Genomic DNA, 14,771 nt, shown 5'->3' on the forward strand with positions numbered 1-14,771 from the left:
CAGTCTATCGCTCGGCACCGACAGTTTTCTGGTGCGAACAGGCCTGGCTGCCCGGCGGGATCGCGTCCGCGGTGCGGCTCGACGTCGCCGGCGGCCGGATCACCACGGTGACACCCGATTCGCCGCGCACGGGCACGATCCTCGGCGGCCTGACCCTGCCCGGCTTCGCGAACGGGCATTCGCACGCCTTCCACCGGGCGCTGCGGGGCCGGACGCACCACGAGCGCGGCACGTTCTGGACGTGGCGCGAGCGGATGTACGCGCTGGCGTCCCGGCTCGACCCGGACACGTACTACCGGCTGGCCCGCGGGGTCTACGCCGAGATGGTGCTCGGCGGGTACACGAGCGTCGGCGAGTTCCACTACCTGCACCACGCGCCCGGCGGCCGGCCGTACGCCGACCCGAACGCGATGGGGGCGGCGTTGCGGCAGGCCGCGGCCGACGCGGGAATCCGGCTCACGCTGCTCGACACGTGCTACCTGGCGGGCGGCATCGGCGTCGAGCCCGACGAGGCGCAGCGGCGGTTCTCCGACGGCTCGGCGTCGGAGTGGGCCGCGCGGGTCGCCGCGCTGGAGGAAGACGAGCTGTTCCGGGTCGGCGCGGCCATCCATTCGGTGCGGGCCGTGCCGGCGGCTCAGCTGTCGCTTGTGGACAGTCCGCGGGTCGTGCACATCCACCTTTCGGAGCAGCGCGCGGAAAACGAGCAGTGCCAGGCCGCCTACGGCCGCACGCCCACCGAGCTGCTGGCCGACCACGGGGTGCTGACCGAGCGCCTGGTCGCCGTGCACGCCACGCACCTGACGACGTCGGACATCGAGCGGCTGAGCGGCGCGCGGGCGTGCTTCTGCCCGACGACCGAACGCGACCTCGGCGACGGCATCGGCCCGGCCCGCGCCCTGCGGGACGCCGGCGTGCGGCTGAGCATCGGCAGTGACAGCAACGCCGTCGTCGACGCCTTCGAGGAGACCCGGGCGCTGGAGCTGGACGACCGGCTGGCCAGCGAGGAACGCGGCCGGTTCAGCGCCGAGGAGCTCCTGGAAGCGGGCACGGACCTCGCGGCGATCGGCTGGGACGGGGTCGGCGCGCTCGCCGAGGGGGCGGGCGCGGACTTCGTCACCGTCGCGTTGGATACCGTGCGGACCGCCGGGATCGAGCCGTCGGGAGTCGTGTTCGCGGCGTCGGCGCCCGATGTCCGGCACGTCGTCGTCGCGGGCCGCGAAGTCGTGCGGGACGGCGTCCACCAGTTGATCGAACGACCGGAAACCGTGCTGGCGAAGGAGATCGAGGCACTGTGGCAGTCCTGATCACGGGCATCGGCGAGCTCACCACCAACGACCCGGCGCTGGGGCGTCTTTCCGACGCGGCCCTGGTGCTCGACGGTTCGCGCGTCGCCTGGGTGGGCCCGGCGGCGAGCGCGCCGGACGCCGACGAGCGCGTCGACGTCGAGGGCCGCGCGGTGCTGCCGGGCTGGGTCGACAGCCACACGCACCTCGTCTTCGCCGGCGACCGCACCGCCGAGTTCGAGGCGCGGATGGCCGGAAAGCCGTACACCGCGGGCGGAATCGGGGTCACGGTCGGGGCGACGCGAGAGGCGTCCGACGAGCAGCTGGCGGCGAACCTGCGCCGCCACGTCGACGAGGCGGCCCGGCAGGGGACGACCTGCCTGGAGACCAAGACGGGCTACGGGCTCACGGTCGCGGACGAAGCGCGGAGCGCCCGGATCGCCGGCGAGGTGGCCGACGAGGTGACGTTCCTCGGTGCGCACCTCGTGCCGCCCGGCGCCGACGCGGAGTCCTATGTGGACCTGGTGTGCGGCGAGATGCTCGACGCGGTGGCGGAAAGCGTGCGCTGGGCGGACGTGTTCTGCGAGACGGGAGCGTTCGACGAGGCCCAGTCGGCGCGGGTGCTGCAGGCCGCGGCCGAGCGCGGGCTGGGCCTGCGGGTGCACGGCAACCAGCTCGGCGAAGGCCCGGGCGTCCGGCTGGCCGTGGAGCTGGGCGCGGCGAGCGTCGACCACTGCACGTACCTTTCGGACGCGGATGTTTCGGCGTTGGCGGCGTCCGAGACGGTGGCGACCTTGCTGCCGGCGTGCGACCTGTCGACCCGCCAGCCCCTGGCCCCGGCGCGGCGGCTGCTCGACGCGGGCGTCACGGTGGCGCTGGCCAGCAACACCAACCCGGGCAGCTCGTACACGACGTCGATGGCGTTCTGCGTCGCGACGGCGGTGCTGCAGATGCGCATGACGATCGAGGAAGCGGTCTGGGCGGCGACGGCGGGCGGCGCGAAGGCCCTGCGTCGCGAGGACGTGGGCGTCCTGCGGCCCGGTGCGCGGGCCGACGTCCACGTCCTCGACGCGCCTTCGGTGACGCACCTGGCGTACCGGCCGGGCGTCCCGCTGACCCACGCGGTGTGGCGCGCCGGGGTCAGAGTGGCAGGGTGAACGGCGTGCACGTCGGGGCGTAGGACGCGTCCAAGGCGTGCAGGATCAGGCCCGTGACGTTGGGGTCGATCGCCTGGCTGAGGTGGCCCGAGGCGTCGGAGGCGCAGAAGTCCTGCAGCACGATGTCCGTCGTGCCCGGTTCGTCGAGGATGCCGCTCGTGTACGGCGTCACCACCTCGTCGTACCTGCTCACGATGCTCGTGTAGGTGGGGCCGGCGACATGGACGCCGCCGCGGGCGAGGTCGTCGAGGAACGGCGAGGGCGCGAGGTATTCCGAGCACGCGCCGCACGCCGTGCGCAGGACCGTGGCGAGGCCGGGCACCGTCGTCAGGAGGGCCTTGGCCAATGTGTCGAGGCCGCCGAGCGTGGTGCCGCGGTAGTTCGCGCCGAAGCCGACGAAGTGGGCGACCTTGGCCGCGCCGCCGCCGTACTTCAGGTAGTACGCGGGCATGGTGCTGCCCTCGGAGTGGCCGACGATGTCCACCTTCGCCGCGTCCGTTGACATCCTGACCTTGTCGACAAATCGACTGAGCTGTGCGGCGCTGTCGCGCATCGACGTCAGCCCGCCGACGCTCGGGCCGAGGATGCCCGTGCCGTACGTCAGCGAGAACACGCAGTAGCCCTGGGCGGCGATCTTCGGTGCGTGGAAGAACCAGTTGACGCTGTCGTTCGCGCCGAGGCCGTGCACCAGCACGACGGGCTCCGGGTGCGCGGCCGACGGGCGGCAACCCCAGTCGTTCCAGCCGCTGCTCGGGGCCGCCTCCGCGACCGCCGGTGCGATCGCGCCGAAGGTGAGTGCCGCGGCGAGCACGGCCAGGATCCGCTTGGCACCGCCGTTGGTGACCCGCATTCCGTTGCCTCCAGTTACCCGTCAGTACGTGACGCAGCTCATGATCGGTCACATACCGCTGGAGGCGACCTGGGAAGACGCTCAGACTTGGCTCACGTTCGTTGTGACGGGTGACAACGACGGGCGACGGGCGCCGACCGCCAGGCCGGCCAGCGTGACCAGGCCGCAGAGCCACGCGAACCAGTCACCGAAGCGCGCGTAGGGCGTCTTGCCCGGCCCGAGGGGGACGTTGGCCACGACCACGGTGAACGGGCTGCCGCCGGTGTGGGCGTCGGCCAGGACGTGCCCGCGCGAATCGGCGAGCATCGGCGTCCCGCGGGTCGCGCTCCACGCCACCGAGAAGCCGTTCTCGACGCCGCGGATGAGCGCCGTGCGGCTGTGTGCCCAGCCGTCGACGTCTTCGTCGGACGCCGGGATGAGCACCAGGCCCGTGCCGGCCCGGCCGTAATCGCGGCTCGGGTTGCCGAAGTTGACGTCCATGCACACCATCAGCCCGATGCCGGCGAGGTGCGCGAGCTGGGTGCCGGACGCCATGTTCGGCGAATCCCCGTTGTGCCACTTGCGGTATTCCACCGGCGGGCCGGACGGCGGGATGGCCAGCGCGGCGTTGAACCGGCCGTCCGGCGTCGTGTCGACGACGCCGGTGACGACGTCGAGGTTCCGTGTGCGGGCGACCTCGGCGAAGGCCTCGACGAGCCGCGGCCGGCTGGTCTGGTCCACCGCGAAGACGGCCTCGGGGAGCACGACGACCTGGACGCCGTCGGGCAGCCGGCCGATCCGGTCCACATAGGACCGAAGTAGTGCCTGGCCGTCCGGCGTGGCGACGTCGACCGCCCAGCGGCTCTGGCCGGGCGCGACCAGGGCCACCCGCGTCGACGGCCCGGCTTGCGCCGGCGTGGTCCAGAAGACCAGTCCGCCCAGCGCGGCGGCGACGGTGACCAGCCCGGCGAGCCGGGCGAGGCCGCGGACGCCGGGGGCGAGCGCGGCGGCGACGGCGGCCGGCGCGAACAGCACGAGGAACTCGACGCCCCAGCCGCCGGTGACCGCGGCGAGCCGCAGCACGGACGGCCGGTCGGCCTGCGTCGTCATCAGGGTGTCCATGACGCCGGTCGGGTTGACCAGCGAAACGACGTAGAGCACGACGGTCCACAACGCGGGCGCGGCGAGGGCCGCCAGCAAGCCGTGCCCGCGGCGGACCAGCAGCCGGAACAGCCCGGTGGCCAAGGCGAACGACAACGCGCTGCCGCCGAGGATCGCGACCGCCGCGGGGCGCGGGATCGCCAGGGAATGCCAGAAGTAGTTCCAGCTTCCGGCGCTGCCGGCGAGGTAGGCGACGAACGCGCACGCCATCGCCGCGGCGCCGGGAACGCGTGGCGTGAGCAAAAAGATCGGCAATGGTGCAAGCCAAGCCAATTCGGGCACCGGATCCAGTCCGGTGCCGAAGAAGAACAACGCCGCCGACGCCACTGTCGCGACGACTGCCCATCCCAGCTTGTTCATCGTGGCCCCTTTCGCCCGGTTTCGAGGGTTTCAGGCGGCGTGGGTGGGCGCATTGGGGCAAACCGCAGTGTTCTGGTGTGGTTTACCCCACCTCGGTTCATGCAGAGTTCAGTAAGCCGACACACGACAGGGATCGGCGGCGTTCCTGTCGATCAGTAGCGTTGCCGAGGCACCGCAACGAAAGCAGGCTGTCCATGGACTTCTCGCTGATCGTGCTGGTGGTGATCGTCGCGGCGCTGGCCTTCGACTTCACCAACGGCTTCCACGACACCGCCAACGCGATGGCCACCTCCATCGCCACCGGGGCGCTCAAGCCGAGAACCGCCGTCGCCGTTTCCGCCGTGCTGAACCTCGTCGGCGCGTTCCTGTCGGTGGAGGTCGCGAAGACGATTTCGGGCGGGATCGTCGACGACACGAAAGTGACGCCGGTGATCATCTTCGCCGGGCTCGTCGGCGCCATCGTGTGGAACCTGGTGACCTGGCTGATCGGACTGCCGTCGAGCTCGTCGCACGCGTTGTTCGGCGGGCTCATCGGGGCGACCTGGATCGCCTCGGGCGCCGACGCCGTCCACTTCGGGAAGGTTGTCGAGAAGGTCCTGATCCCGGCGCTCGCTTCGCCGATCGTCGCCGGGATCGTGGCGACGCTGGGCACCTTCCTCGTCTACCGGATCACCGCCCGCGCGAAGCAGGACACGGTGGGCCGCACGTTCAAGGCCGGCCAGATCGCTTCGGCGTCGCTGGTCTCGCTCGCGCACGGCACGAACGACGCGCAGAAGACCATGGGCGTCATCACGCTGACGCTGATCGCCTCCGGCACGCTCGCCCCGAACTCGGGCCCGCCGCTGTGGGTGGTCCTGGCCGCCGGCGCCGCGATCGCGCTCGGCACCTACCTCGGCGGCTGGCGGATCATCCAGACGATGGGCAAGAAGCTCACCGAAATCCGGACGCCGCAAGGGTTCGCGGCCGAGACCAGCGCCGCCGCGGTCATCCTCACCTCGGCGCACCTCGGCTTCGCGCTGTCCACCACGCACGTCTGCTCGGGCGGCATCATCGGCTCCGGGCTCGGCCGCAAGCTCGCCGAAGTCCGCTGGGGCGTCGCCGGCCGGATGGTGCTGGCCTGGGCGCTGACGCTGCCCGCCGCCGCGATCGTCGGCGCGCTCGCTGCCGAGGTATCGACGCTCGGGACCTGGGGCACCGTGCTGGTCGGCCTGGCCGGCATCGTCGTCGCGCTGGGCATCTGGCTCGCGTCGAAGCGGAACCCGGTCGGCGCCCACTCCGTCACCCAGCCCGAACCCGGCGTTCCGCAGCCGGCCAACGCCTGAGGAGCACCGTGCACATCGATTGGGGTTCTCTCGGACTCGTCCTCGTCGTCGCCTTGGCGTCGGTCGTAGTGCTGACGAGCCTCTTTTCCTTTGGTGTGGTGGGGCTTTCCCACCGCGACGCGGCCCGCGAGTCGGGCGCCTCGGGCACCGGGCCGCTGGCCGGCGCGATCGTCTGCTTCGCCGCCTGCGCGGCGATCATCGGCTACGGCATCTACTTGATCGTCGCCTGAACGCGTTCCCGGAATCCGTCGGGGAGGCCGCCGACCAGCGGCGCCAGCGTGGCGCGGCGCGCTTCGCCCAGGTGGGTCAGCAGGTCGAGCGCCGGCGTCCAGAGGTCTTCGTGCTTGCTCGCCGCGGTGACCAGCCGGCCGAGCCGGTGCGCCGGAAGCAGGCCGACGACGTGGTCGATGCGGTGCTTGTCGTCGAGCACGAACGCGATCCGCAGCAGCCCCGGGTCGTCGATCTGGTCCAGGGCCCGCCGCACGGTGAGGTCCGGCAGGTGCCCGACGAACCGGCCGAGGGTGATCCAGTCCTCCTTACGCGCCAGTTCGGCGGCGACGGCGAGAACGGTGTCCAGGGGGATGCGGGTGATGATCGCGCTCGCCCGCCGCGGGTCCAGTTCCGCGGCCACCTCGGCGAGGAAGCGCGGGCTCAGCCGCTTGGCGACGTCGACACCGCGCGCGACGTCGACCAGCCCGGCGATCCGGGCGCACAGCAGCGGCCCGAAGACCTTCTCGGCGATCTTGGCGAGCACCGCGACCGGGACGAGCCGCGCGGCCAGCGCCATCCGCTGCAGCACGGCGGCGTTGGCGTCGAACAGCGTGTCGGTGACCTGCTCGCGGAACGCCTGCAGGTCATCGGCATCGACGCGGGCGAGGTACCCGAGCCGCGCCGGCTCGACGTCGAGGACGCGGGCCAGCTTGAGGATCTCCGCCTCGGCCGCGTAGTTTTCGGCCCGCTTTGCTGGCGTCACAGGCCGACCGCCTTCCGGACGGCGCCGCGCAGCAGCGCGGGAACGTACCGGAGGCCTTCTTCGCCCGCTTCGGCGAGGGCTTTCGCCTGCCGTCTGCGCGCGTCGCGCAGGGCGTCGGCGAGGTCCTGCCGCTCGTGCTCTTCGAGGGCCTCGATGCCTTCGGGGAGGTAGCCGCCCAACTGATCGGCGAGTGTGCGCTCGGCCATGGTGGATCATCATGCAACACCCTGGGCGCTGCCGTGCGGATATGCGGACCGAGACGTCCATCGTCCGTGTCGGCGACCGCTCCGGCGGGGTGCTCGCTTTCGAGAGCACTGCTCTCGCGTGGTGGCGAGCGGCGGCTGACGGCGCTCGACTTCTGGAGCACTGCTTGCGTCAGTGAGCAGTGCTCGCTATCGAGAGCGCTGCTCTCGCGCAGCGTCCACGCGGCGGTGGCGGGAGCACTGCTCGCGTGCCGCTGTGAGCGGTATTCGAATTCGAGAGCACTGCTCACGGTTGCGTTCCATGCCGTACTGGTCGCAGGCCTCGGCGCCGGTGTTCGGGGACACGCTGAAAGGTTGACTTTCGGCAGTGGTCGGCCGCCGTTACGGGTTGTAGCTTCGGACTCGTGCGGGCGGTGACGAAGCGCAGGTGGCAGGTGGTGCTCGACGTCGCCGTCGGGGTGTTTCTCGCGTTCACCGTTGTCGCGGGCACGGTCGAGGCCCGGTCGTACTGGGAGCTGGCCGGCGGGCTCGCGGTCGTGGCCGGCTCGGTGGCGACGGCCCGGCGGTACCCGGCCGTCTCGCTCGGCGTCGCGCTGGCCGGGGCGCTGGCCGTGCCGTTCCCCTATGGCGACCACGTCCCGGTGTGGGTCGTCTTCGTACTCGTCGCGATGAGCTACCAGGCCGGGCTGCGGATGCCGCGTGCCCGCCCCGGGATCCTGACCGGGACGGCCTGCGCGGTCCTGGGCCTGCCGATCGCGCTCGTGTTCGGCTCGGACGGCCTCGGCGACTGGGCGGCGATGGTCGGGATCCTCGTCTTCGCCGGGCTGTCGCCGTGGCTGCTCGGCCGGTACGTCCGGGTGCGCGGCGAACTCGCGCGCACGGGCTGGCGCCGGGCCGAGGAGATGGAAAGCCGGCAGCGGCTGGTCGCCGAGCAGGCGCGGCTGCGCGAGCGCGCGCGGATCGCCAGCGACATGCACGACTCGCTGGGGCACGAGCTGAGCCTGATCGCCGTCCGTGCCGCCGCGCTCGAGGTCGCCAGTGGGCTCGACGACGCCCAGCGCGACGCCGCCGCGCAGCTGCGGACCAGCGCCGCGACGGCGACTGAGCGGCTGCGCGAAATCATCGGTGTGCTGCGCGAGGACGCCGCTCCGGTGGAACCGGTGCAGGGCGACCTCGGCGAGCTGATCGCCAGGGCGCGGGCGTCCGGACTGCTCATCGAGTCCACAGTGGACGCGGACGGGGTGCCGCCGATGGTGGCTCGCGCCGCCTACCGCGTGGTGCAGGAAGCGCTGACGAACGTGGCGAAGCACGCGCCGGGTGCCGCCGTGACGGTCCGGGTGACCAGCACGGGCTCGCGGACCGACGTCAGCGTGGTCAACGCGCCGCCGCCCGCCGGGCCGTTGCCCGGGGCCGCGTCCGGGCACGTCGGGCTGATCGGGCTGCGCGAGCGCGTCCGGCTCGTCGGCGGGACGCTGCGGGCCGGGCCCGACGCCGGTGGGTTCGCCGTCACCGCGACGTTGCCGCACGGGGCCGCGCCGGCCGAGCTCTCCGAGAACTCCGATGACGACGCCGAGCCGTCGACGTCGGCCCGGGAGCTCGAGCTGGCTCGGCGCGACGTGCGGCGGAGCCTGATCCAGGCGGTCGCCGTCCCGCTCGCCCTGTTCTCGATGGTCCTCGCGGTCGCCGGGATCGCGTTCCTCTACCAGTGGAACTCCTCGGAGCTGCCCGCCGGCGTCTACGAGCGGCTGCGGGCGGGGCAGCCGCGGGCGGAGGTGGCGCCGCAGTTGCCCGAGCGCGAGCGCGTCTCCCGGCCGGTGCGGGGCGAGCCGCCGCTGCCGGCGGTGCCCGGGGTCGTGTGCGAGTACTACGGCACCGGGCAGTCGTGGCTCAACAACAACTATGCCGCTTACCGGTTGTGTTTCGCCGATGGGAAACTGGTGGCCAAGGACAGGTTCGCCGAGGGGGCGCCGTGATCAGGGTCGTGCTGGCCGACGACGAAGCGATGATGCGAGCCGGGGTGGCGGCGATCCTCGCCGCGGACCCGGAGATCGAGGTGGTCGCCGAAGCCGCCGACGGCCGTTCGGCCGTCTCGCAGGTCCTCGCCACGCACCCGGACGTCGTGCTGCTGGACATCCGGATGCCGGGGCTGGACGGCCTCGGCGCGGCCGCCGAGATCCGCCGGCTGCTGCCCGCCACCGGGGTGATCATGCTGACCACGTTCGGCGAGGACGACTACATCGAGCGCGCGCTGGGGCTGGGCGCGGGCGGCTTCCTGCTGAAGTCGGGCGACCCGCGCGAGCTCCTCGCCGGCATCCACGCCGTCGCCGGCGGCGCCGCGTTCCTCTCGCCGAAGGTGGCGCAGCGGGTGATCGCCCGGCTGTCCGGCGGGCAGCTGGCGCGCGCCGCCGCGGCCCGCGAGCGGATCGCCGCGTTGACTCCGCGCGAGCGGGAAGTGCTGACTCTGCTGGGATCCGGACTGTCCAATGCGGACATCGCGGCGAAGATGTTCGTCGTCGAGGGCACGGTGAAGGCGCACGTGAGCACGATCCTGACCCGGCTCGGCGCGAAGAACCGGGTGCAGGCGGCGATCACGGCGTACGAGGCGGGACTGGTCGGGGGAGACGCGGCGGCGTCCACCCCGTGATCCCCGCGCCCACGCGGGCCGTCGCCTTGGCCGGCAGGCGCTTCAGCACGGCGGTCCGGAGCGCGGTCGCGACCGGGTTGGTCAGCTGCGGGCCGAGCTTGCCCATTCGGACCGACTCCCGGACGACTTTCTGGCTGCGGGGCCGTCGGCTTCGGTCGTAGCTGCCGAGCGCCGCCTCGACACTGTCCTCTGTGGATACGGCGTGGGCGAGCACGACGGCGTCCTCGATGGCCTGGCAGCCGCCCTGGCCGAGGAACGGCGGCATGGCGTGGGCGGCGTCCCCGAGCAGCGCGACCCGGCCGCGGGTGTAGGTGTTCAGCGGCGTGCCCAGGTAGTAGAGGTCGTGGTGCAGCACGGCCTCCGGCGGGGTGGCGGCGAGGAGAGCCGGGATCGGCTCGTGCCAGCCGCCGAAGGCCTGCTCGAGGTCGGCCCGGCGGGCGCCCGGCTCGGCCAGGGTCGAGATCCACCAGTAGACGTCACCGCCGGTGAGCGGGAGGACGCCGACCTCGGTGCCGCGGTCGAAGCTCGTGCTCAGCCCGGTGCCGGGCAGGTGCGCGACGCCGCGGAACGCCGTGCTGCCGGTGTACACCGGTTCCGGGTGGTCCGGGAAGAGGGTGTGGCGGACCCGGCTGTGGATGCCGTCGGCCGCGACGACGAGGTCGGCGCGCAGTTCTTTGGCGCCTACGCGGACCAGGCCGTCTTCGCGGACTTCGGTGACTTCGGCGCCGGTTTCGAGGCTGTCGGCCGGGACGGCGTCGCGGAGGGCGGCGATGAGGTCCCGCCGGTGGATCGCACCGAGCGGCCGCCCGTGCCGTCGGGTGACTTCGGCGCTGTCGAAGCGGGTGATCCGGCGGCCGCGCCGGTCGCGGAAGCCGCCTTCCCGCTGCGGGGCCAGGCGCTCGCCGAGGTCGACGCCGAGTTCGTCGAGGCAGCGCAGGGCGTTGGGCCACAGCGAGATCCCGGCGCCGACGTCGCCGAACGCGGGTGCCTTCTCGAGGACGGTGACCGTCCAGCCGACCCGGTGCAGCCCCGCGGCCGCTGCCAGGCCGCCGATGCCGCCGCCGACCACTATCGCGTGCATGGCTTCCTCCTCTGCAGGTGTAGAGGACTCTACACCTGTAGAGTGCGCTGCGTGGAGCGGATCGATGTGATTGCGGACGCAGCGATCGAGGTGATCGCGGCGGAGGGCATGCGCGGCTTGACCCACCGGGCGGTGGACCGCGCGGCGGGCCTGCCGGTGGGATCGACGTCGTACTACGCGCGCACGCGGGCGGCGCTGCTGGAGCTGACGATCGGGCGGATCGTGGTCTTGGACCAGGCTGCGCCGGCGTCGTCGGGGTCGTTGGCGGAGTTCATCGCGGGGTATGCGTTCGAGGCGATCACCAAGGGGCGAACGCGGATGCTGGCGCGGTACGAGTTCGCACTGGAGGCGACGCGGCGGCCGGAGTTGCGCGCGGTGTACGACGAGGGAGGTTTGCAGATCCGCCGCCACGCGGCCGCGGTGCTGGAGGCGGCCGGGTCGACGGACCCTTCGCGGCACGCCCGGATCGTGGTGGACTGGATGGAGGGGACGATCTTCGGGGCGTTGGCGGGGACGGGATCGCTCGCGCCGCCCGGCCTGGCGGAGCTGGTGGCGAGCGCCCGGGAGATCTTGGCAGGCATCGGCGTAGGCTGAAAGTCGATCACTACTTGTTTGCTTCCCCTCTTGTTGCCGATTAGGCGCGGCTCTGCTCTCGCGACCATTCGTCCGGCTGACTGCACCGTTCATCGCGAGCGAGGTAGCGCGACCGGCAGGCGCTTCTTACGCTGAGGCCGACCCGGTGGGGGGATATGGAGCATTCACGACAAGTTGTTCATCGCACCATCCTGGCGGTGGACATCGAGAGTTATGGGGACTTGCGCCGGACGACGCCGCATCGATTGACGGTTCGCCGGGGACTTGACTACGCGCTGCGTCGAGCCTTCGACGAGGCGGGCGTACCGTGGTTCGACTGCCGTCACGAGAACACGGGTGACGGCACGTTCGTACTGGTCCCGGCTCAAGTTCCGAAAGGTCCCTTCGTGGATGTCTTGTCCCAGGGACTCGCCCGGGAGCTGCGACGGCATAACGAGGCTCGACAACCGGAGGAACAGATCCGGCTGCGGATGGCTTTGCACGCGGGAGAAGTCGCATACGACGACCAGGGCGCGACCGGCCCGGCGATCAACCGGACGTTTCGTCTCCTCGAAGCGCCACAGCTCAAATCTGCACTGGCCGAATCGCCTGGTACCCTCGCACTGATCACGTCGGCGTGGTTCTTCGATGAGGTCGTCCGCAGCAGCAATGTCGTGGACGCGACGACATTCCGGCCGGTGCAAGTGGCCGTCAAGGAGACGACCACGACCGGCTGGATCAGCCTGCCCGACCACCCCTATCCGCCGCAGCCCGTGGGCGGTTCTCCCATTTCACCGCGACAGCCGACCGAGGCCGGTACCCACAGTTCGGCGCGCGGGCAGTGCACGCTGCCTCGAGACCTCCCGGTCTTCACCGGACGCGCAAAACAGCTCGCCGCCCTCACCTCGACAGTCGCCACCGCGGCAGAGGAGAGCACGCTCGGCGTGGCGATCCACGTCATCGATGGCATGCCGGGAACGGGAAAGACGACCTTCGCGGTGCACGCTGCATATTCGCTGGCTGCCCATTTCCCGGACGGGCAGATTTTCCTGGAACTCCACGGCCACAGTCCGTCGCAAGCCCCGGTCGCTCCCGCCGATGCGCTTGCCTCACTCCTGCTTCTCCGAGGTGTTCCGACGTTGGCCATCCCGGCCGACCTCGATGACCGCTCACGACTGTGGCGCGAGAAGCTGGCCGGAAAGAAAGTCCTGCTTCTGCTTGACGACGCCGTCGACGAAGATCAGATCCGGCCACTCCTGCCTGGTGGAGCCGGCAGCCTGGTGCTGATCACCGGCCGGCACCGGCTCGAATCGATTGCCGACGCCGGCCGCGTCTCACTGCAAACGCTTCCGGCCGCGGAAGCGGCCGCGATGTTCGATCGCTACACCTTCCCGGAGCAGCACGAACCCGGAGCAGTGGCCGAGCTTATGACGTTGTGCGGAAATCTGCCGCTGGCCATTTCACTCACCGCCGGCCGGCTGCGCAGCCACCCGGGCTGGACGCTTCGGCAGCTGGCCGACGACCTCAACTGCTCGCGGAACCGCCTGAAGACGCTACGCGCCGACAACCGGAGCGTGGCTGCTGCATTCGAACTCTCCTACCGCGACCTGAACCCGGACCAGCAGCGGCTGTTCCGGCGGCTGAGCCTGCATCCCGGCAGCCACATCGATGTCGCGGCGGCCGCGGCCCTGGACGGGAATGACGCCGACGCCACTCGCGAACAACTCGAGGTGTTGTACCTCAACCACCTGCTCGACGAACCATCCCCCGGTCGCTACCGCCTACACGACCTGACACAGGCCTACAGCCGGTCGCTCACCGACCCGGACACCGACGATGGAGCCTTCGAGCGTCTCCTCGACTACTACCTCGAGACTGTTCGCGCGGCGAACCACTTCGCTGCCAGCCCTATACCGCGACTGGAACTCGGGCCGCAGCTACCGGTTCCCTCCCGCAGATTCGACACTGAAGGCGAGGCGATCGCCTGGCTGATCGCGGAGCGGGCAACCCTCGGTGCATGCATCAGCTCCGCTGTCGGCCAAAACCGGGTACGTCGGGCAGCCGAAATGGCTGCTGCGCTGTACCCGTTCCTCCAGCAACACGGGCACTGGCACGACGCACACCGCATCCTTCAGACCGTGCTCACGGCGGTGCAAGCGGCAGGGGACCGTGCCGCCGAGGCTGCGACTCGTGCGGACCTGGGCAGAGTACAACGCCTGCTCGGCCGCTATCACGATGCCGCGGCCACCTTGGCGCGTGCTCGAGACCTGTACTTCGAACTCGGCAACCCGCTCGGGGAAGCGGACGTGCTCAACGAAGCAGGGCGTGTCGAGCTGGACCTCTCCAACTTCGCCGGTGGTACCGCGTACCTGAGCCGCGCTCACCAGCTGTATGAAGAGCTCGACAACACTCTCGGTGTGGCTGCCACACTCACCCAGCTGACCCACGTTCAGTATCGGTCGTGCGATCTTGAAGCCGCGAGGAGGAACGCGGAGCGCGGCCTCGAACTCTATCGGCTGCTGGGCAATGAACCCGGTGAAATGGGAGCTCTGCTCGCCGTCGGGTGTGCTCAAGGCATGTCCGGAAACTACGCCTGCGCTGTCAGCGCCCTCACACAGGCGCTGTCGTTGTCGATGAAACTTGGCGATCGATACGGTGAGGCAAGAGCGTTGAACAACCTCGGCCGTATGCACTTCGACTGCGGCAACTACGGGACGGCTGACAGCTATTACAGCCGTGCCCAGGTCATTTACAGCCAGTTGGACTACCGGGCTCGGGTGGCGGTTACTCTGACCAATCTGGGACGGTTACACCATGCCGCGGGTAACCACCGGCTGGCGTTCACGTACCTGACCCGGGCCGAGGACTTGTTCGGCGACGACCAGAGCTGGCAGGCAGAGAACTTGAACAACCTGGGCAGTCTCGCCTTGGATTGGCCTGAAGCCGGTGATCCTGCAGAGCTCCACAGCCGAGCGCTCGACATGGCCCGCGCCGTCGGCGTCCGGCTGCAGGTGGGGCGAGCGCTCGAAGGGCTCGGGCGAAGCGCGTTGAAAGCCGGTGACGAGGCTGGGGGAGCCGAGTACCTTCGCCAGGCCCTGGCCCTGTACCAGAAGTTGGCCCTTCCCGAAGTTGCAGCCGTCAGAGCGACTCTGGACGGGTTGGCCGACACCTGACCTGGACAAGCC

General features: G+C 71.0%; 13 protein-coding genes. 8 read left to right on the plus strand and 5 right to left on the minus strand.

Annotation, left to right across the window (positions count from 1 at the left end; translation table 11 throughout):
- The first annotated feature begins 71 nt into the window (after positions 1–71).
- On the plus strand, positions 72–1,304 hold the full coding sequence (locus tag I4Q55_RS25595) for a formimidoylglutamate deiminase (RefSeq protein WP_307793301.1): 1,233 nt from the start codon (positions 72–74) through the stop codon (positions 1,302–1,304).
- On the plus strand, positions 1,292–2,440 hold the full coding sequence (hutI, locus tag I4Q55_RS25600; RefSeq protein WP_206791125.1) for an imidazolonepropionase: 1,149 nt from the start codon (positions 1,292–1,294) through the stop codon (positions 2,438–2,440). The genes I4Q55_RS25595 and hutI overlap by 13 nt, the downstream gene beginning before the upstream one ends.
- On the opposite strand, the gene I4Q55_RS25605 is transcribed toward hutI, so the two are convergent.
- Both I4Q55_RS25605 and I4Q55_RS25610 read right to left on the minus strand, forming a co-directional pair.
- Positions 2,424–3,290, minus strand: coding sequence for a lipase (locus tag I4Q55_RS25605; RefSeq protein WP_206791127.1), 867 nt, complete (start codon positions 3,288–3,290; stop codon positions 2,424–2,426). The two genes, hutI and I4Q55_RS25605, sit on opposite strands and share 17 nt — an antisense overlap.
- An 81-nt stretch (positions 3,291–3,371) precedes the next feature.
- Entirely contained in the window at positions 3,372–4,790 is a 1,419-nt protein-coding gene (locus I4Q55_RS25610) for a nitrilase-related carbon-nitrogen hydrolase (protein WP_206791130.1), read from the minus strand.
- Between the two features lie 194 nt (positions 4,791–4,984).
- Between I4Q55_RS25610 and I4Q55_RS25615 the strand changes: the two genes are divergently transcribed.
- A complete protein-coding gene (locus I4Q55_RS25615; protein ID WP_206791132.1) occupies positions 4,985–6,112 on the plus strand; it encodes an inorganic phosphate transporter in 1,128 nt (375 codons plus the stop codon).
- Positions 6,113–6,120: 8 nt separating this feature from the next.
- Entirely contained in the window at positions 6,121–6,342 is a 222-nt protein-coding gene (locus I4Q55_RS25620; RefSeq protein WP_206791134.1) for a hypothetical protein, read from the plus strand.
- Here I4Q55_RS25620 and I4Q55_RS25625 read toward each other — a convergent pair.
- On the minus strand, positions 6,324–7,085 hold the full coding sequence (locus I4Q55_RS25625) for a hypothetical protein (protein WP_206791136.1): 762 nt from the start codon (positions 7,083–7,085) through the stop codon (positions 6,324–6,326). The genes I4Q55_RS25620 and I4Q55_RS25625 overlap by 19 nt on opposite strands.
- Entirely contained in the window at positions 7,082–7,291 is a 210-nt protein-coding gene (locus tag I4Q55_RS25630; RefSeq protein ID WP_003082038.1) for a hypothetical protein, read from the minus strand. Before I4Q55_RS25630 ends, I4Q55_RS25625 begins: the two co-directional genes overlap by 4 nt.
- A gap of 401 nt (positions 7,292–7,692) precedes the next feature.
- Here I4Q55_RS25630 and I4Q55_RS25635 point away from each other — a divergent pair, with 401 nt between their 5' ends.
- Both I4Q55_RS25635 and I4Q55_RS25640 read left to right on the plus strand, forming a co-directional pair.
- Positions 7,693–9,261, plus strand: a complete 1,569-nt coding sequence (locus I4Q55_RS25635; RefSeq protein ID WP_206791137.1) for a sensor histidine kinase — start codon at positions 7,693–7,695, stop codon at positions 9,259–9,261.
- Entirely contained in the window at positions 9,258–9,932 is a 675-nt protein-coding gene (locus I4Q55_RS25640; protein WP_206791138.1) for a response regulator, read from the plus strand. Before I4Q55_RS25635 ends, I4Q55_RS25640 begins: the two co-directional genes overlap by 4 nt.
- Here I4Q55_RS25640 and I4Q55_RS25645 read toward each other — a convergent pair.
- Complete coding sequence (locus I4Q55_RS25645; RefSeq protein ID WP_242546736.1) at positions 9,877–11,013, minus strand: FAD-dependent monooxygenase; 1,137 nt, start codon at positions 11,011–11,013, stop codon at positions 9,877–9,879. The two genes, I4Q55_RS25640 and I4Q55_RS25645, sit on opposite strands and share 56 nt — an antisense overlap.
- A gap of 108 nt (positions 11,014–11,121) precedes the next feature.
- Between I4Q55_RS25645 and I4Q55_RS25650 the strand changes: the two genes are divergently transcribed.
- Both I4Q55_RS25650 and I4Q55_RS25655 read left to right on the plus strand, forming a co-directional pair.
- Entirely contained in the window at positions 11,122–11,607 is a 486-nt protein-coding gene (locus tag I4Q55_RS25650) for a TetR/AcrR family transcriptional regulator (RefSeq protein ID WP_242546755.1), read from the plus strand.
- A 197-nt stretch (positions 11,608–11,804) separates the two neighbouring features.
- Positions 11,805–14,759 (plus strand): tetratricopeptide repeat protein, encoded by a 2,955-nt coding sequence (locus I4Q55_RS25655; RefSeq protein WP_307793303.1) that lies wholly within the window; start codon positions 11,805–11,807, stop codon positions 14,757–14,759.
- Positions 14,760–14,771 lie beyond the last annotated feature (12 nt).

The organism is Amycolatopsis sp. MtRt-6 (assembly GCF_017308975.1).
Taxonomy (GTDB): Bacteria; Actinomycetota; Actinomycetes; order Mycobacteriales; family Pseudonocardiaceae; genus Amycolatopsis.